Source organism: Candidatus Enterococcus ikei (assembly GCF_017316105.1).
Classification (GTDB): Bacteria; Bacillota; Bacilli; order Lactobacillales; family Enterococcaceae; genus Enterococcus_L; species Enterococcus_L ikei.
In genome coordinates, this window is sequence record NZ_JAFLWD010000006.1 from 32,880 (window position 1) to 51,598 (window position 18,719).

At 34.1% G+C, this 18,719-nt stretch carries 16 protein-coding genes; all 16 read right to left on the reverse strand.

Annotated elements, in window-relative coordinates; all coding sequences use genetic code 11:
- Positions 1 to 11: 11 nt before the first annotated feature.
- The 16 genes from JZO69_RS01890 to JZO69_RS01965 all read right to left on the reverse strand — a co-directional run bounded on the left by JZO69_RS01890 (position 12) and on the right by JZO69_RS01965 (position 18,716).
- Positions 12 to 2,984 carry a thiopeptide-type bacteriocin biosynthesis protein gene (locus JZO69_RS01890; RefSeq protein WP_207111217.1) on the reverse strand — a complete coding sequence of 991 codons (2,973 nt, stop codon included), beginning with the start codon at positions 2,982 to 2,984 and terminating at the stop codon, positions 12 to 14.
- Positions 2,984 to 4,354, reverse strand: coding sequence for a glycosyltransferase (locus JZO69_RS01895; RefSeq protein WP_207111218.1), 1,371 nt, complete (start codon positions 4,352 to 4,354; stop codon positions 2,984 to 2,986). The genes JZO69_RS01890 and JZO69_RS01895 overlap by 1 nt, the downstream gene beginning before the upstream one ends.
- A gap of 98 nt (positions 4,355 to 4,452) precedes the next feature.
- A complete protein-coding gene (locus tag JZO69_RS01900; protein WP_207111219.1) occupies positions 4,453 to 4,614 on the reverse strand; it encodes a hypothetical protein in 162 nt (53 codons plus the stop codon).
- 62 nt (positions 4,615 to 4,676) lie between these two features.
- Positions 4,677 to 6,455 (reverse strand): ABC transporter ATP-binding protein, encoded by a 1,779-nt coding sequence (locus tag JZO69_RS01905; protein WP_207111220.1) that lies wholly within the window; start codon positions 6,453 to 6,455, stop codon positions 4,677 to 4,679.
- A gap of 169 nt (positions 6,456 to 6,624) precedes the next feature.
- Complete coding sequence (locus tag JZO69_RS01910) at positions 6,625 to 7,038, reverse strand: DUF3284 domain-containing protein (RefSeq protein ID WP_207111221.1); 414 nt, start codon at positions 7,036 to 7,038, stop codon at positions 6,625 to 6,627.
- Positions 7,038 to 7,235 carry a DUF3188 domain-containing protein gene (locus JZO69_RS01915; protein ID WP_207111222.1) on the reverse strand — a complete coding sequence of 66 codons (198 nt, stop codon included), beginning with the start codon at positions 7,233 to 7,235 and terminating at the stop codon, positions 7,038 to 7,040. The genes JZO69_RS01910 and JZO69_RS01915 overlap by 1 nt, the downstream gene beginning before the upstream one ends.
- Before the next feature lie 124 nt (positions 7,236 to 7,359).
- Positions 7,360 to 8,835 (reverse strand): PTS sugar transporter subunit IIC, encoded by a 1,476-nt coding sequence (locus tag JZO69_RS01920; RefSeq protein ID WP_207111223.1) that lies wholly within the window; start codon positions 8,833 to 8,835, stop codon positions 7,360 to 7,362.
- 160 nt (positions 8,836 to 8,995) lie between these two features.
- A complete protein-coding gene (locus JZO69_RS01925) occupies positions 8,996 to 9,316 on the reverse strand; it encodes a PTS lactose/cellobiose transporter subunit IIA (protein ID WP_207111224.1) in 321 nt (106 codons plus the stop codon).
- Positions 9,317 to 9,350: 34 nt separating this feature from the next.
- Positions 9,351 to 9,671 carry a PTS sugar transporter subunit IIB gene (locus JZO69_RS01930; protein WP_207111225.1) on the reverse strand — a complete coding sequence of 107 codons (321 nt, stop codon included), beginning with the start codon at positions 9,669 to 9,671 and terminating at the stop codon, positions 9,351 to 9,353.
- 226 nt (positions 9,672 to 9,897) lie between these two features.
- Positions 9,898 to 11,295 carry a glycoside hydrolase family 1 protein gene (locus JZO69_RS01935; RefSeq protein WP_207111226.1) on the reverse strand — a complete coding sequence of 466 codons (1,398 nt, stop codon included), beginning with the start codon at positions 11,293 to 11,295 and terminating at the stop codon, positions 9,898 to 9,900.
- 129 nt (positions 11,296 to 11,424) lie between these two features.
- The gene (locus JZO69_RS01940; RefSeq protein ID WP_207111227.1) at positions 11,425 to 12,711 is read right to left on the reverse strand and encodes a PTS sugar transporter subunit IIC; all 1,287 of its coding nucleotides are present in this window, start codon (positions 12,709 to 12,711) and stop codon (positions 11,425 to 11,427) included.
- 122 nt (positions 12,712 to 12,833) lie between these two features.
- Entirely contained in the window at positions 12,834 to 13,154 is a 321-nt protein-coding gene (locus JZO69_RS01945) for a PTS lactose/cellobiose transporter subunit IIA (protein ID WP_207111228.1), read from the reverse strand.
- 28 nt (positions 13,155 to 13,182) lie between these two features.
- Complete coding sequence (locus JZO69_RS01950; protein ID WP_207111229.1) at positions 13,183 to 13,503, reverse strand: PTS sugar transporter subunit IIB; 321 nt, start codon at positions 13,501 to 13,503, stop codon at positions 13,183 to 13,185.
- A gap of 148 nt (positions 13,504 to 13,651) precedes the next feature.
- Entirely contained in the window at positions 13,652 to 16,366 is a 2,715-nt protein-coding gene (locus JZO69_RS01955) for a sigma-54-dependent transcriptional regulator (RefSeq protein WP_207111230.1), read from the reverse strand.
- Positions 16,367 to 16,407: 41 nt separating this feature from the next.
- Positions 16,408 to 17,688 carry a DEAD/DEAH box helicase gene (locus JZO69_RS01960; protein ID WP_207111231.1) on the reverse strand — a complete coding sequence of 427 codons (1,281 nt, stop codon included), beginning with the start codon at positions 17,686 to 17,688 and terminating at the stop codon, positions 16,408 to 16,410.
- 26 nt (positions 17,689 to 17,714) lie between these two features.
- On the reverse strand, positions 17,715 to 18,716 hold the full coding sequence (locus JZO69_RS01965) for a Gfo/Idh/MocA family protein (protein ID WP_207111232.1): 1,002 nt from the start codon (positions 18,714 to 18,716) through the stop codon (positions 17,715 to 17,717).
- Between the last annotated feature and the right edge of the window lie 3 nt (positions 18,717 to 18,719).

Genomic DNA, 18,719 nt, shown 5'->3' on the forward strand with positions numbered 1-18,719 from the left:
TTTCCTCCTACCTATTTTTTATTTCGATAATGCTTAAATTTTTTATATTGTTCTAGTTCATAGATTCCATACCCAGAATTAATGCATAATTGTCGCTCTTTTTCCGAATCAATTCCAAAAAAACGATTACAAAATAAATGAATAATACTTCGAACAATATACCTTTTACGCCAAGGATCAGTAATTTTTTTATCTAGTTGTTCCCAAAATTTGTTAAATATACCATTTCGCCAATGTAATGTCGTCAAAAATGCTCTAGTCTCCACACTGGCTGTTTGCAAAAGCTCTTCATTCTCATATAGCTCTAACAATGTGATCAATTCTGATTTTACTTGCCGAAATTGCTTGCGAAATGCTTTTCTTTCATTTAAGTCTTTGACTACTTCTATACGCTTTTCTTCATCAAAGGTTGTACTAGTCACTAATGTAATGATCGAAAAAATCCCCAATGCATCACTTGAAAATGACAATGTTAATTTTTTCTCCAAATTATAATACAGCATAACCAAATAACTATCTGCTTCAAAAAAGTCTTCTACATAAGGATAAATCGATAACCCGCCGTACCGTTCTCCTTCTCTTTCATAAATATCAACTAAGTAACCAGAAATCACTTTTTCTTGATGCCATTTTTCTAACTTCTCATTGAAAATAGCTATGGACTGACTTAATTTTTCAGGCGCCTTATTATATATTCTCACTCTTAACTGAGGGCCGTGCTCATCTAAATATCTAATAAAAAATAGCCGGCTTCCTTGTTCATTCAGCACATTTTGCAGCTGGTGGAAATATTGCCCGATCAGCTGGTCATAAAAAACTAAATCATTTGTTTTTAAAATATAATACATCCATTGATTATTTGGATAAACTACCCGCTGTGCCACATCATCCCAAAAACAATCTGGGTGACGTTTGGTTTCTTCACCTGAATAATAAAATTCAAAAATAAATTCATTTTGTACAGGTTGATTGATCTCATTTTTAGCAAGAGAGTAATCGATTGGATAAATAACTTCACTCAAAAATAGTTGGCTTGATTTTTTCCACTCTTTAAACAAAATCTTTCTATCTATAGCTTTTGTTAAATCAAACTGAAGACGCTTATCCATCTTCATAAATAGAACCAGTTTTGGAATAATTTCGTTTTTCATGAGCATCATTAATTTATTCTCAAATATTTGATACGTATCATGTTCATAAAAGTGACTGGATAAATCCCATTTTTCTGGTAAAAGAATGATATCTTTATACATCACTTTTGGTGTATGCACACGAGTCGTGGAGATCTCTTCTAAAAAATTTAAACTAGACAATGGATTGTCGTACTGAATGCCAGCAATTTTCAAAAGTATTCTCGGTAAAGGTGGTAAAGATGCTGGATTGACCGCACTGTTTAGAGCAAATTTCAATTGTTTGTCATGTTTTTTAGAGTACAAGCCTAAACGTTCATAATCTGCAAACAGATAAATATCAGTTAATTCGATACGTTCATATTCTGTGTCAGCAAGATAAGCGTTACATTCAAAAATAAATTTATTGGTAATCCCACCTTGCATCACATTATCCATCATATAATATTTTGCATCTGTAACGATATCTACTTCAATAGTTTGCTCATAGTTTTTCTTTGCTTTTACCACATGCTCAGATTCTGCTTTTAAAAATCGGCTGTTTAATTTATTATACGTAAAACTATTTAGTCCTGTTGATAAACAAATTCCTAATTCTTGGTCGCCTGTTTGATATAAACTTGCTCCAACTTCAATATCTAACGCATGATTCGTCAATACTTTTTTAGGTGGCGTGATTTTTGAAAAGAGCTCATCTAAGGAAATGGCTTTTTTATTGAGCAAACAACTTTCATCTAATTTTTGCCCAATCGTTCCAATCATCTGTTTTATATCTTCATTTGGCTTTTCTTCCAAAAATACTTGTAAACCAACATCATCTAACACGTATGTTAGCGGAACTGCTACATTTAAGCCATATTTGTCAATCAACATCATTTGAAGATCTTTATTTTGAATTCGTGGAATATTAAGTCCTAACTCTTCCAAATACTCAAATAAGTCCGTAAATTTTTCTTCTATTTGTTCTTTGTTCAGTAAAAAATCAAGGGAATTTCTGTAACCGTCAACTTGAAGATACTTATCTTCTGGTGCCTTAAAAAGCATGCTCATTTTTTCTTTGAGCACTCGATAGTTTTCTATTGTAGGATTGTTTTCCACTGTAGCTATACTCTCAGCTATCACTATCAACGCATTGCTTGTATCCGTCAGCGTTTTTTGTTGGATTTGCTTGATAATAAAATTAAAACGATCACCTTTATTTGGCAAAAAAAAGAGTTCAGAAATTAAAATATTCTTTTGGATCAATTCTTGTAGAAAACCAGAAATAACATGCCGGGCTATTTTCGGAGAACTCAAAAGAATTTGATTGATCAACTCTTTTATTTCAATAGGTTTAACAGCCAATTCTTGAACTAATTTTACTGCATTTGTTCTGTCTACTATGATTTGTTGTGTTCCTTTAAGATTATATTGACTTCTCTTTATCCAGCGATTTATAAGTTTATCAGCACGTATCTCAACTGCCTCATTATAAATAACTTTTAAATTTTCTAATTGTAAATACTCTAGTTCCAACTTTTTAAGTACGGGTATCAGCCATTCCCCGTCCGGACGAATATTTCTTGTTATGACAGTTTCATTTTTTTTGGGGGAATTACCTAGTTCTTCAGAAAAATTTTTCAAAGAATACAAGGAAGATAAACCAAATGGAGTAGCTCTAGTTGTCATCCGTAGCAAAAATTGTTTTAGCTTCAACTGGTATTCTGGTTCTTGCTCATTTTCCGAATATAGCTCATAAAATGTAGGCGAGGAAAGATAAACAGCTTCTTGCACTTGCATGTCTGCTAAAGAAACATTTTTTTTAGGTGAAAGCAACGCTGTTCTAACTGAAAAATCATCATATAATTTATACATTATTCATCCTCCAACTTCACTTGCTTCATAGACCATGATGCAATCTTTTTTAAATCATTTTCTGCTATGGCTTGTTTTAATTTTTGAGAATAATGCTGAGCTTTTTGTGTATAGACATCGATTTCACTAAGCATATGTTTTAAATTGTCAGCAGTAGTCGCATAAGGATTTCTGATATTGTAATCCGTTAAGCCAAGCCCTAATTCTTCTATGATGATTCCATTAACATGTTGCTCAGAGGCATACGATACAATATACATCGGTACACCAAAGTAAATGGCTTCTTCAATGCTATTCATCCCACCAGCAGTTATAAATAAGGCCGATTTGCTTAAAACTAAATTTTGCGGTATCCAGTCACTAATATAGATATCTTTTTTATAACGCTCGTCAATCAGTTGATAGATTTCTTCTGTCTCATAATGTTTAACCGAAAGAATCACTTTGTACCCATGAGATAAAAATAAAGAACTTAAATGCTTGTAATAATCAATCGGCAATGTTAAATAACTTCCTGCTGAGATATAGACTATTGGTGACTCTGTATCTAAAATAGCTTGTAAATGCGCATCTACTAAACCAGTATCAATAGTAAACTTGCTCTTCGATGGTGCTAATAGTTGAAATCTATTGTATTCAAACGAACTACTATAGGGCTGTAAAAAAGACGTTGAACAAATTATATTCGCAGCTTCTTTAGGTCCTTGCTGAAAAAAAGAATAGATTGATGAAAATCCTGTCATTTCTTTAAGAAATGGCAATACCGTATCATTCATTCGCTTCTTGAAATTAGTTTGATACACCAATTGGTATTCGGGTTTGCTTTTTAATAATTCAAAATAATATAGGAAATAATTTTCTTTTAATAGAACCTCTGGTGAATAGTAATTATTCGTTATATATGAAATGATCGGAATATTATTTTCTTTGCCGTATTCTAAACCAATCACATCTAAACTGTCTCTAATAATCAAGTCAGGCTGTATCTCATCCATTTTATGAAAATATGGAGCAACAGCTTTTTTATCCGTATGAATAAATATCATGCTATAACATTTAGCAAATTCGACCATTAGTTGTTCCGCAATCGCTTGACTATTTGCTTTTTTTTCGACAACCGCTTCGATATAGTTTTGCTGAACATTATCATATTCCTTTTGTTGCTTGGCAATTTTTTCAGCAAATGCAGGCGGATCGATATCATCGCCTTTATAAAATACAAAACGGCAGGAATCATCTTTAAAATATTTTGCTAATGATTGATCCGTAAAAACAGTTACTTCGTTATTTTCTGTAAAAAATTGTTCTAAATAATCAATTATAGGAAAAATATGTGACGATCTAATAGCTGTAAATATAGCAATTTTCATTTTTTCACCTTCATTTTTTTAATAAAAAAATCCTCAAAAAAGCTACAACTAACTATGAGGATTATTTCTTTATCAAATTATTTATTGCTGATCTAAAATTAGTTTCTACAAGTATACGGACCAGCCGCAGGGCAACTTGCCATACTACACTGACCATTTTCCAGTGAAGTTAATGTTGATGGCCAACAAGAAGCTGTTGGATGAGCTACTAAATCTTCTTCTTTTAATTGAGCATTTAAATCAAAATCGTTTTCTGTCATTTTAATAACCACCTATCAATATTTTTTATATCAACGACCAAATAGTCAGTTGTAGCCTTTTTTTACTCTATTGTGTTCTCTGCTAAATATAAATCATGAAAGAGACCATTATTTTCTAATAGTTCCGCTTGTGTCCCTTCCTCTAAAACGCTTCCATTATCTAGAACAATAATTTCACCCTTGATATTAAAATTCTTCAAGCGATGTGTGATAAACAATCCAATCTTATCCTGGCTCAGCGTGTTAAAATTCTGGTAAATATCTTTTTCAGCGAGTGGATCCAATGCACTACTCGGTTCATCCATTACAATAACTTGTGCATTCTTTTTATAAAAAGCACGTGCAATGGCTAATTTTTGCCACTCCCCGCCAGATAACTGAATACCATTTTCAAACCAATAACCTAATTGCTGACAATAGCCTAAAGGAAGCTTTTCGATGGTTTCAGTGCAATTGGCTTTCTCAGCAGCTTCTAAAACTTTTTTTTCATCAATAGCTTCTTTATCACTAATCCCAATCGCTTCATTTACGGTGAATTGATATTTAGTATAATCTTGAAAAATAGCGGTTAAACTATGTTTATAACTAGTTTCATCAATTTCTTTTAATGGATAACCATTAATCAAGATTTCTCCTTCATAATTGTCATAAAATCCTAACAAGATTTTGATCAATGTCGTTTTGCCAGAGCCATTTTTCCCAACTAAAACATAATTTTTACCTTTTTCAAATAACAAATTTATATTTTTTAAGGCATATCTATTAGATGAGATGTATTTATAAGAAACATCCACTAATTCTATTGTATGGATTGTTTCTACTGAGCGTTTCACTTCTGTCGATTCTTTTATTGATAGTATTTCTTCATTGTAGTTTAGTAATTTAATGATATTTTCTGCATAAAGTGAATCTTGATATAGCTTATGTACACTTGTTACTATTGAATTCACACTTTCTTTTGTATTAGAAATTGAACTGATGAACGTCATCAAAGATCCTATTAAAAGAATACCTAGACTTGCTTCATAGAATAATAGTAACAAAACAGCAGCAGTTGCCAGAATTGAAATAATTTGAAAAGATAATGTGAAAAAATTTCTTTTACGATACATTTCTTGATTTTCCTTAATAAAATTCATTCTAATGTTTTTGAATTTTGAAAGAAAAAATGCTTCTAAGCCGTATAAACGTGTTTCTTTAATATTTTCATCTTTATTCAACAAATGAGCATAGTACCAACTTTTCCGTTCAATTGTCGACCGATTATATAATATTTGATGTTCACTTTTACTCAATTTAGCAATTTGAATACTGCTAAGAATTGGAAAGATCGCCATAATAAAGATGGTCCACCATTTCCAACTGGCTAAAATTAAAATATAACTGATGGAAGAAAACAATTGTGCAGTTAATGATATTATGCCAATCATAATACTGTATGGATAGACACCTCCAGCTTGTTCTGCTCTTTGCATTAAGTCATAAAAAACGGGATTTTCAAAGTCCGTTAATTTTTGTTCATTTACTTTTTGCAAAATTAATTTGCTGAACTGATAATCCAAAATATCTTTGTATCTTTGCATCAAGTATGCTGCCGATTGACTCGTTACAGAACTTAAAATATTTAAGCAAATCATCAATAATAGCGGAAAGAAAAATTGCGGTGTCGAGAACGAAACATGTAATTGAATATTATTTATAATATTTTGCGTGTTAAATAAACTAACAATAGGAAAAATAATTGTTAGAATATTTGTAACAATAATTAAAATAAAGTATCCCTCACCAACTGAGTAAGCGCTTTCTGAAATTTGTTTTAAAATAGATAATCTTTCTCTCAAAACGTTCCCCACCAATAAAATTAATAGTATACATTTAGTATACATGAAGTAACATCTAAAGTAAATACGATAAAAAGTTAAAAAGTAACTTCTAAACAATAATAAAAAGCAATAAATTGAATGGAAAAACCAATTTATTGCTTTATATATATATATATTCTAACCTTAATCAATAAGATTCCTCAATCATTTGCAGCATTCTTTTAAATTGACGTTTCTTTAAAAATCCAAGAACTAGTCCAACCACTGCATCGTTCATTTTTTGCATAAAACCGAATGATTCGATGGTTTCTGTATAATGTATTTCACAAGATTGGTCATCTATTTTCTTTATTTCATATTGCACCTGAAAATTATTTTTTGTCGTAGCTGTAGTAAAATGATACGCTGAATTTTCAATGATTTTTTCGACCTTGATTTTGGCCCGACTACTTTTAGAAAATTGCTTTGTGTATTCAAAATTAGTTAATTGTTTTGGGGTCACTGTCTTCCCTGTATGTTTTCGTATATCAAAAATGACTGAATCGATCATTTTTTCATAAAAGTAAGTTGACGGTATATTTAATTTCTTAATAATTTCCATTACTTCACTCCTCCCTTAGTTTTACGTTGCTCTTCTTTTTGTTTTTTATTCCCTTTGTACACTATGTATCCACCACTTGCAATCAGAATAATTCCTATAAACAGGTTTAAAAAATTAAATTGCATTGAACTGGGGTCTAAAGAAAATAGAAAAACTAATAATCCTATACTACATAAAAATAAGCCATTTTTGATCATTTGTCATTCACCTTTTTCTTTTATTTTATCAATTCTGTGCTATAACTTTATAGCGTACAGCACAGAACTGATTATTTTATAAAGCAAACTTTGATTGCTTCATTTTAAAACCTAGCTAACAGAATTATTCATTTTCTCCTAAAGATGGGTCAATTTTGTTAGCTGCAATAACAAATGGTGTCCAGATAAAGAATGTTACGATCATACAAACTAATGTTACGATTGGTGCACGCCAGTCGACGGTTGCTAAAAATGACAGCAACAATGGAGGCGTTACCCAGGTAACTGCTTGTGTAACAGGATTTACCCAGCCCAGTATAGTTGCAAAGTATCCAATAGAAACTGATACGATTGGTGCAAGTAAGAATGGAATGAACATGATTGCATTTAATACAATCGGTAGTCCAAACATAATCGGTTCATTAATATTGAAAATACCAGGGCCTAACGTTAATTTCCCGATTGTTAGATAGTCTGCCCGTTTAGAGAAAATCAATATCGCTAGAATCAAGGTTAACGTCCCACCTGATCCGCCGAACCATGAATAAGCATCAAATGAACCACGAACCCACAAGAAAGCTTTTCCGTCTTTAGCTGCTTCGATTACTGCAGCCGAACCAGTTTTACCAGCATATCCTGTTTGATAAATTGCTTGGTTGATCAATTGACCTTGTCCAAAAACACCTTCTAAAATCGGTGCTAAAATATTTGGTCCATGTAAACCAAAGAACCACAAAATTTGGACAAATAACGTAATAATGACAACAGCTACAAAACCTTGCGAGAATCCCATCAAAGGTTCCGCAATATATTTTTGAACAGCATCAATCAACAACATATCAGTAAATCTAAAGAAGAAATAATTTATAATACCAATCACATATAGTGCAACTGTTGCTGGTATAATTGCAGCAAAAGCTTTTGAAACTGCAGGTGGTACTGTGTCAGGTAGTTTGATCGTAATATTTTTTTGCATTAGTTTTGCAAAAATGATTACCGCCAACGCACCTAAAATCATTGCTGTAAAGAATGCATTCCCGTTTAAATGATTTAAATTCAGCCAACCCCAAGCTGCATTTTGAACAGAATCAAATTTTAGAATTTCTCCTGTTACTGGATCTGTTTCAGAAACAGTAGAAACAACTGATCCAGCTGTTGTCAAGGCATCAATCGCTTTTTTACCAAGATCTCCTTGAGGAACATTGACGATTCCTGTAGCAGAAAAAGCAATACCTTGGATCAAAGCAGAAAGTGAAACGATCCCTCCAGCTAGTTCATTGACCTTGTATGCTTTAGCTAAATTGTAGCCCCAAGAAAAAGCAAAAATAAGTCCAGCAATAGCAATTGTCCCATTCCAAATATACCCGTTGATCCCAACAATTTCATTAATTACCGGAATTTGTGTGTAATCATAATTCTTGTTAAATTGTTCCGGTAAATTTCTGATAATGGCATTGATCATCAGTGCAACTGATCCTGCCATCGTTGCGGGCATTGTTCCAATAAAAGCGTCACGAAGTGCAACTAAGTGCTTCTCCGAACCTATCTTACCTGCAATGGGTACTAAATACTTTTCCATCCACATTGTTAAACCATTCATGGTATAACCTCCCTATAAATATTTTATTTGTTAGTGAAGTTGCCTTCACGATAACCAAAATTCATTTGAATAAAATCCGTTCAAAGTTTTATCCAAATGCTAAACCAAACAATCGTTTTAGTGGTTGTTTTCTTCCGTTCAAAAAAGAAAAGAACACGATTTATTCGTTACCCATACGTCGATGTAGATCAATGATTTCTTTTGCTAAATCAGTGAAAGCAATCGCTGTCATTAAATGATCTTGACTATGAACTGTCAATAATGTGACTTGAATATGATCTCCTTGAGCTTCTTGCGTCAACATTCCTGTTTGAGAATGATGGGCTTGGACTAAAGATTCTTCTGCATCAACGATTTTTTGATCAGCTAGTTCAAAGTTTCCTGCTTTAGCTGCAGCAATTGCTTCCATTGCATCGCTTTTTGCGTTTCCTCCATACATGATCAATCCCATAACTGCTTCTAAATTTTGTTGATTTTCCAACTTTGTAACCCCATTCATTTTTTATTTTTCTTTGTTAATTGTCCATTAAGGCAATTGCTTGGTCTAAGACTTTTTCACCGTTCATCATGCCATAATCAGACATATTGATTACATCAAAAGGAATGCCTTTTGGTGCTAATTTTTGTTCGAATTGAGCTTTCATAAAACGAACTTGTGGGCCTAAAAGTAATACGTTTACATCTTTCGCTTCTAAATTGTTATCAGCATCTGATGCTGATACTGCAAAGATATCGGCTTCCATTCCACGATCTTCTGCTGCTTTTTGCATTTTTGTTACTAATAAGCTGGTGCTCATTCCTGCTGAACATACAAGCATAATTGTTTTTTTAGTCATTATTACTCTCTCCTTTTCGTTAGTTGTATTTACACTTTTATATAAAGCAAGAAGCATGCCAAACAAGATGTATAGACCAAACCTTGTAATAGCACGTTTTTGGTCTATACATCTTGTGTACACACTACTGTTCTTTTTCACTACACACTATAAATTGTGTGCGCTTTCTTTACTTATATACGTACATTTGTTTCATTTTAAGTACATAATTTAAAAAGGAAAATTTTTAGTTAAATCCATTATTTTCTGTTAGATCTTTAAACCAATACCCACTTTTTTTGATTGTTCTTTTAGCTTCATTATCTAAATCAACCGCGATAAATCCATAGCGATTTTTATAGGCATTCAGCCATGACCAATTATCCATACATGTCCACATATGATAGCCTTGAACTTGACTTCCTTCTTGGATTGCTTGGTGTACCCATTTCAAATGATCGGTTACAAATTCGATTCGATAATCATCTTCGATCATTCCATCATTATTGACAAAGCGTTCTTCGCCTTCAACACCCATCCCATTTTCAGAAATGTAACAACGAATGTTGCCATAGTTTTCTTTTATATTCATCAAGGTGTCGTAAATCCCTTTTTCATAAATTTCCCAGCCTCGATAAGGGTTCATTTTTTTACCTGGCATATCGTACACATCATAAAAATCTTCTGGTAAAATACTGTTTCCAGATATTTCTACTGGTGTCTCTTTAGCTTTTACTCTACGTGGCTGATAATAATTTACACCTAAAAGATCGATCGTATTTTCTGCAATAATCGCTAGATCTTCTGATGTTGTTTCCGGCATCAAGTCCTGGTCTTTGACCCATGCTACTATATCTTGTGGAAAATGACCTTTTACAGCTGGATCTAAAAATGAGCGATTAAACAACCCATCAACTAAACGAGCTGCTTGAACATCCGCTTCATTTTCAGGATCCCTTGGATAAGTAGGTGTTAAATTAAGAACAATTCCGATTTCTCCATCTAGATTCATGTTGTGATAAACTTCAATTGCTTTAGCACTAGCTAAGGCTTCGTGATAAGCGACTTGAACACCATGTTTCAAGTTCACTTCATCAGGATAGTGCCAGCCGTATAAATAGCCGCCTTCAACTGGAACGATAGGTTCGTTGTGTGTAAACCATTTTTTTACTCGGTCTCCAAATAACTCAAAACAAGTTTTAGCGTAGAAAACATATTGATCAACCACTTCTCGATTCAACCAACCACCTTTTTCTTGTAACGCCATCGGCATGTCAAAGTGATATAAATTCATGAAAGGTTCTATATTATTTTCTAGTAAGCTGTTGATCACATCATTATAAAAAGCGACTGCTTTTGGGTTAACCTCTCCTGTTTGCGGATCAGGAATCAATCGGCTCCATTGAATCGATGTACGAAAAGAATTATGACCTGTCGCTTTCATCAATTGAATATCTTCATGGTATTTTTTGTAAAATTGAGAAGTTTTATCCGGCCCTAAATTATTAAAAAATTTTTCGGGTTTTTCCTCATACCAAAAATCCCATATATTTTGTGCTTTTCCATCTCCTTCAAAAACACCTTCTGTTTGAGGTCCACTTGCTGCTGATCCCCACCAAAAACCTTCTGGGAACTGATAATTCATAATCGTCATCTCCTAAAAATAATTTGATTTGAAAATAGATAAAATCTCCTTCAAGTCGAGAAAAACTATTGTTTAGTTTTATCCCAACCTTTTTTTAGGAGATTTTATCTATTAGTTATTTCATTAAGCTTACGCTTTTACTTCTTGAGCTAGTGCTTCAGCTTCTTGTTTTAAGAATTGATCCGTTGCTACTTTAACAAACGGAATATAAATCAAGACAGAGATCAATAAGTTCACTGCAGCTAACACTCCACCAGCAATACTCTTAGTTGCTAAGAATCCACCAATAATCGGCGGTGTTACCCATGGTGGCATAAATGTCGCAGCTGGCACAATACCTGTTGATGTTGCAATGTATGCTGTTGTTACAAGAACCATCGGTGTAATGATGAATGGAATGAACATGATCGGATTCAATACGATCGGTAGTCCAAACATTACTGGTTCATTAATATTAAAAATACCTGGTGCTAAACTTAAGTTCGTGATGACTTTAAATGGTTTGTTTTTACGTCCCACTAAGAAAATTGCGATCAGCAAACCTAAAGTAGCACCTGTTCCACCTAAGTTTACAAATGAATCAAAGAAAGGTTTGTTTACAATATAAGGAATTTTTTCTCCTGCTTCTAACGCTTTGATATTAGCATCGATCGCTGGTACATTGATTGTTTGCATTAATGGATCGACCATATTTGCTCCATGTAAACCAAAGAACCATAAGAAAGGTGTAATAAACGCTAATAGTAATGCTGATGGATAGCTATTTGCTAATCCCATAAATGGTTTTTGAACTGCTTCGTAGAATGATACTACGATATTTTCAACACCAAATCCTAATAAAATTGATGTAATCAAACTAAACAAACTGATTGTGATCATTGCAGGTAGTAACGCTGCAAAAGATTTAGCAACCGCTGGTGGTACACCATCCGGCATTTTGATTACTAATTTTTCGTTTCCAACTAATCTTTGGAAAATTTCACCTGAAATAAGTGCAATAACTAAAGCAATAAATAATCCTGTAGCATCCGTTCCGCTTAATCCACCAACCGCAAAGAATGAAGCAACTGAAACAGTTCCTGCTGCAATTCCGTCTTTACCGTATGATTTCACTAAGTTATACGCTACTAAAAAGGCAACTAAAATTGAAAAAATTGCAAATGTTCCGTTCCAGATGTTTCCACCGAAACTCTTCCAAATGGGTGCGTCATTGACGATCATTGGGAATAATTTATCCATCAATTCTGGAAATCCAGGTATTGGTAAATTATTGATAAGTACTGCAAGTGCTCCTAAAATCATTAATGGCATCGTAACGACAAAAGCATCACGAATTGCTACTAAGTGGCGTTGGGCTGCAATTACTGAAGCCTTCGGCATAAAATGTTTTTCCATCCATTGAACAAATCCGTCCATAGTTGTATATCCCCCTAAACAATATTTATCTAAAAAGCGTTTAAGCTCTTCAAATCATTCGTTATTAACGTTTCGAATGAAACACTAACTTTTATTTTGATTCAAAACAAAATCGAAATAAATTACTCGCTATCCATACGTCGATATAAATCAATGATTTCTTTTGCTAAATCAGTAAAAGCAATCGCTGTCATTAAATGGTCTTGACTGTGAACTGTCAATAATGTGACTTGGATATGATTTCCTTGTGCTTCTTGTGTCAACATTCCTGTTTGAGAATGATGTGCTTGAACTAAAGATTCTTCTGCATCAACGATTTTTTGATCAGCTAATTCAAAGTTTCCTGCTTTAGCTGCAGCAATCGCTTCCATTGCATCGCTTTTTGCGTTTCCTCCATACATGATTAATCCCATAACTGCTTCTAAATTTTGTTGATCTTCCATAGTTAAAAACTCCATTCATTTTTTATTATTATTTGTCCATTAAAGCAATTGCTTGATCTAAAACTTTTTCACCGTTCATCATGCCATAGTCAGACATATTGATTACATCAAAAGGAATGCCTTTTGGTGCTAATTTTTGTTCGAATTGGGCTTTCATAAAACGAACTTGCGGGCCTAAAAGTAATACGTTTACATCTTTCGATTCTAAATTGTTATCAGCATCTGATGCTGATACTGCAAAGATATCGGCTTCCATTCCACGATCTTCTGCTGCTTTTTGCATTTTTGTTACTAATAAGCTGGTGCTCATTCCTGCTGAACATACAAGCATGATTGTTTTTTTAGTCATTATTAGTCTCTCCTTCTAGTTAGTTGTATTTACACTTTTATATAAAGCAAGAAGCGTGCCAAAAAAAATATAGACCAAATCCCATAATCATAGGGTTTTGGTCTATACATCTTGTGTACACACTATTATTTTTAGGTATACACACTAATCATTTTTGTTGATATTCGGTGACTACTTCGATTCTATTTTCCAAGAATAACTGTGTCAAATGTGCAACGTCCGATTCAGTAAAAGCTAGCCGATAGGCTTTTTCGATCACCATTAAATTGGTTCTAGTAACATCTGTTTCTAGACGATTCTTTTTCATAAATTCAGCTAAATTATCAAATTCTTTCGATTTCTCACCCTTTAAAATACCATCTACAAGAAATGCTAGATGAATCACAATACCTGCATCAACACCTGGTTCAACAATAATGTGCATATCTGTTTGAATTTGATGAACTGTTTTTTGCAACATCACGATCAATTTTTGCAATGAATCGACTGCTGTAATCGTTCCACCTAATGATTTTACGATTTTTTCTGTCGGAACTTCATCACCAGCAATGCGTTTTAGGACATTCAATTTTTCATCATCAAAGATATCATATGCTGAAAAGAATGGAATATTCTGATACTCCACATCGACCGTTCCTGCAATTGCTTTGATTTCGTAATCTTCCATTAAGCTATCAATGTGTTTTTTAAAGGCTTCTCTTTCTAAAAACTGCATTTGGATAATTTCTACTTTATTTTCATCGATCACTGGTAAAATTCGTTGATATAATTTTGCTGCAACGCCTTCGCCCGTGAAGCAAGTAACGATCACTGCTTTTTTGACATCTTCCCGATTTTGCGGACTGGTACGAAACTGTTCTCTGATAATACTTTCAAAAGACATTTGAATATTTTGGTAGATATCTTCTAAACTTCGTCCAACACTAGCCATCCGAATCGCTTCTAAAACGATCATCGTACTCGTCATTGTAATCGCCTTTGTACGAATGCCTGTTTCTTCAAAGATCAGATTTCCAAAAGAATTCAGAGAACCCATATCCGTTAAAAGCAACATCCCATTAACTAACTTGTCACGATGGCTCAATACAAAATTTTTCAATTGTTCATACATCGTCTGAACTTCCATGGTCAGCGGCATATTCATCGCGACACCAGTTTCTGTTCCAAGTAATTCCTGAGCTGTTTTCAGCATGCTTGAAGCAGTTGAATCCCCATGCATCAAAACGACCACACCAACATTATTAGCATGGACTTTTTCTTTACTGCCGACATTGATCGATAAAAACATACTGATAAAACCAATTTCATCAAAAGGAATTTCGATATTATTTTCTTCTTCAATGATAGCTGATAGATCCATCGCTACTTGGAATTCTTTTTTCATCTTCTTACGAACATTATTCAAGTTGGGATGAACGATTACATGTCCTTCTTTGACCCGTTCGATCGTACTTTGTAAATGCAAAGCAAAAGCGAATCTGACTTTTTCGTTATAAGTGCGTTCTAATCTTTTTTCTGCAATGTCATATAATTGATCGGTCAGTTTCCAGATAGGTTCTGGTAACAATTCTTTATGCACAGGGTTTTGTGTCAATTCATCCACATAAGTTTGAAAATAAGCATCCATATCGCTGGAAATCAATTGTTCTAAATTGACATTTTCCAATTCATTCGCGGATAATGTCGCAACTTTTTCTTCAATTTCATTATATACCTGCATATCACGAGCTGGATCTTGTGACCAAACCACTTCATTTGTGCCAGGTTCAAAACTTAAATAATTACTTTTACTATCAACAAAACGATCTAAACGATCAGAAACTTCTTTGATTTTTAGTAATCCTTTTTGTACTTGTAAAGGAAGATCACGTTTTTGGATCAGCAAGCTCGCCTCATCATGCGTTCGATAATGGAGAAAGGATTTTGCACATACAAGTTTTAAATCTCGTTTCACTTGTCCGATATTGCCTTCTGCATCGTACAACATAAACGCCAAAATGGCTTCTCTTTTAATATCAATACGCTGATTTAAACGGTTAGCTTCTTGCTTGATAAATAATGAAATAATTTCATAACGCTCATCCAGTGAACGAGCATCTAATGAAGGCATCGTGATGGCCATTGGAATTCTACGATTGAATGTAGTCAAAAAACTTTCAGAAGATTCTGTGGTCGCACCAAGAATTTGAACGGACGCTTCATAGGTCTGCCCACTTTCTCCTAACGGACGATAGACCCCTTTATCAATAAAGGTGAACAACATTTCTTGCCCTTCTGGCGGTAACCGATGAATCTCATCTAAAAATAAAATTCCTCCATCTGCCTTTGACATCAAACCTGGGCTATCTTCATTCGCTCCAGTGTAAGCTCCTTTTTTCACACCAAATATATGACCAAAAAGCAACTGAGGATTTTGGGCATAATCCGCACAATTAAAGGAGACAAAAGGAGCATCAGCCGTCAATGTTTTAGATTCGACCGCAAAATGATACATACATTCCGCAAATAATGATTTACCAGTACCTGTTTCACCAAAGATGATCGTATGCAAGCCTCGCGGCGGATACAAAATTGCCGCTTTTGCTTGTTGGATACTGACTTTTAAGGAATCCTGAGCTCCTACTAAATTATCAAAAGTCACTTCACTCGAATCATCTACATGAAATTTTTCTGCTTCTGTGACCACTGAATAGATGACTGGGCGGCCGTCACTTTTGATGATTTTTCGTTCTTTGAACAATTCACTTAAATAACGACTAGCATTACTACGATCGATAGTTAATTCTTTTGCAACCTCCGCTGCCGTCATACCTTGTTTTTTTAATTCTAAAACTGCTAAAATCTCGTCTTTTCTAGATTTCATGGATAGCCTCCTCAAATCAGGACGTTCTTACTTATTCTCTATTACTCAGGGTTAGAAGGTTTACGTCTAGCCCCTTTGTTTTTATTGTTTTTAGGACGCTTTTTAACTTTTTCCGTCCGTTCATTTGTTGTTTGTTTGACTACGTGTTCTTTTTTGTTAGTCATTTTTGCATTCGTAAGCTTTTCTTCAGATAATCTTTTTTCTTTTCTAGTCAGGTGAATCGCACCTTTATAAAGAAAAACCTCTTGTGAAGGTAGTTCTATTTTTTTCATTAAACGTTGGTAATCTCTCTTAGTCGCATCATTAACAAAAGTAATAACAGAACCTGCGGCGCCCATTCGTCCAACACGTCCAGCTCTATGGATATAGCTTTCTTCTGACAAAGGAACTTCGGCGTTGACAACAAATGGAATGGCTTCAAAATCCAATCCTCTGGCTGCAATATCTGTTGTTAAAAGCAACACCGCTCGTTTTTTAGAAAATTGATCGATTGCTAATTTACGCAATGTTTTATTCTGATCTGACGCCAATCCAGCTACTGCCAGACCTTCATAAATCAACTTTTCTTCTACTGAACCTAAATCAGCCACTTGATTGAAGAAAACCATTGCCCGAAAATTTGGTGTATAAGCTAAACTTCTTAAATAATCACTTTTCTTTCTAGGAGATAATGCCATGAAATAATGATTCACAACGCCAGCAGATTGATCTTCCTCGGTTACATCAATGATTGTCAGGTCTTTCGTTAATTTTTGTGCCTCTTTTTCAACACGATCCGCTGTTGCAGAGTAAAAGACTAACTGAAATTCTGTTGGTGCACTTGCTAAAATTTGTTTCGTTAAATTCAGTTCCTTTTCATGGAATAGTTGATCCACTTCATCCATCACAACAGTTTTTAGCAAATGACTTTTGATTTTCTTGGTTTTGATCAGTTCCAATACGCGCCCGGGTGTTCCTACTAAAATTTCTGGCTTCTTTTTTAATTTTTCGATTTGACGACCGACATTCGCCCCACCGATCAAACTTTGGGTTTTTAATTGAAGTAATGTCGCCCAATCACGCACAACTTGACTGATTTGTACGGCTAATTCTTGTGAAGGCGCTAAGATCAATAATTGACTCCCTTGATCTTTTTCTACATTTAAAAGTAGAGGTAAAACGTAAGCCAAGGTTTTACCTGACCCTGTTGGAGAAATTCCCAAAACATTTTCCTTGTCCTTTAAAGGTTGAAAACTTTTTTCTTGAATCAATGATGGCTCGCTAAAACCAGAAGCTTGCCAATGTTCTTGCAAAGCTTCTGGTAAATGTTTGATAAATGTCATAATAGTCCTTTCTTCATTAACGCGCTTTATTCTTTGTCCGCATCAAAAACAATGCCGGCACTTTTTCTTAATGTTGTTACTACTTTATTCACATTGCGTGATAATTCTACCCATTCTTCATAACGCACACCTTGCGTTGGATCATTAGGATTTTCAAGTACATCCGCAAAATCATTGGCTTCTTCGATCATCGGATTTTCCTGCGCTGTTACAGAAATGATGTCACGTTCTTGATGATTTCGATCGTGATATTCTGCTTTAGAAATAGCATTCACACTATCTAAAATTAAAGTTCCACCGTCAAAATAGATCTCAGAATCTAAGAATGAATCAGCATTTTTACCAGTCTGCAAAGTCACATCAAACAAATCATATCTTAAAATCGCAATACCCAGCCCATCTACATTGGTTGGGATTTTTCTTGCAAAATAATGACTTTCATTCGGCATACCAAACCAGCCAACAGCAGCATAGACTAAATAGACACCAAGATCCGCCAGAGCGCCTCCTGAAAAATGTGGAGAAAAGATATTTGGTTCTTGACCATCAAGCACTTGGTCATAGCGTGAAGAATATTTCATATAAGTAAAGTTTGCACCGATTATTTGATTTTTCAATGGCAATAGATCACGAATTTTTTTGAAACTTTGCTCATGAATATTGCGAGCAGCTTCAAAAAAGAAGACATTTTGCTGATTCGCCAACTCAATGATTTCTGCCATTTCTTCTGGCGTTGAGAAAGCTGGTTTTTCAACAATAATATTTTTTCCTGCCAGAATTCCCTGTTTTGCTTGCTCAAAATGGAGTGAATTAGGCGAGGCGATATAGACTGTATCCATGTGTGCAATACCAAAAAATGTTTTTAAATCCGTTGCATATTCAACATCACCATATTCTTCACCGAATTTTTGTGCTGTTTCCAGCTTGCGTGAATAGACAGCCGTTAAATCGTAACGATTTGTTTCCAATGCTGCTTTGACAAATTGATGACTAATCCAGTTTGTTCCAATAATACCTAAGTGAATCATATT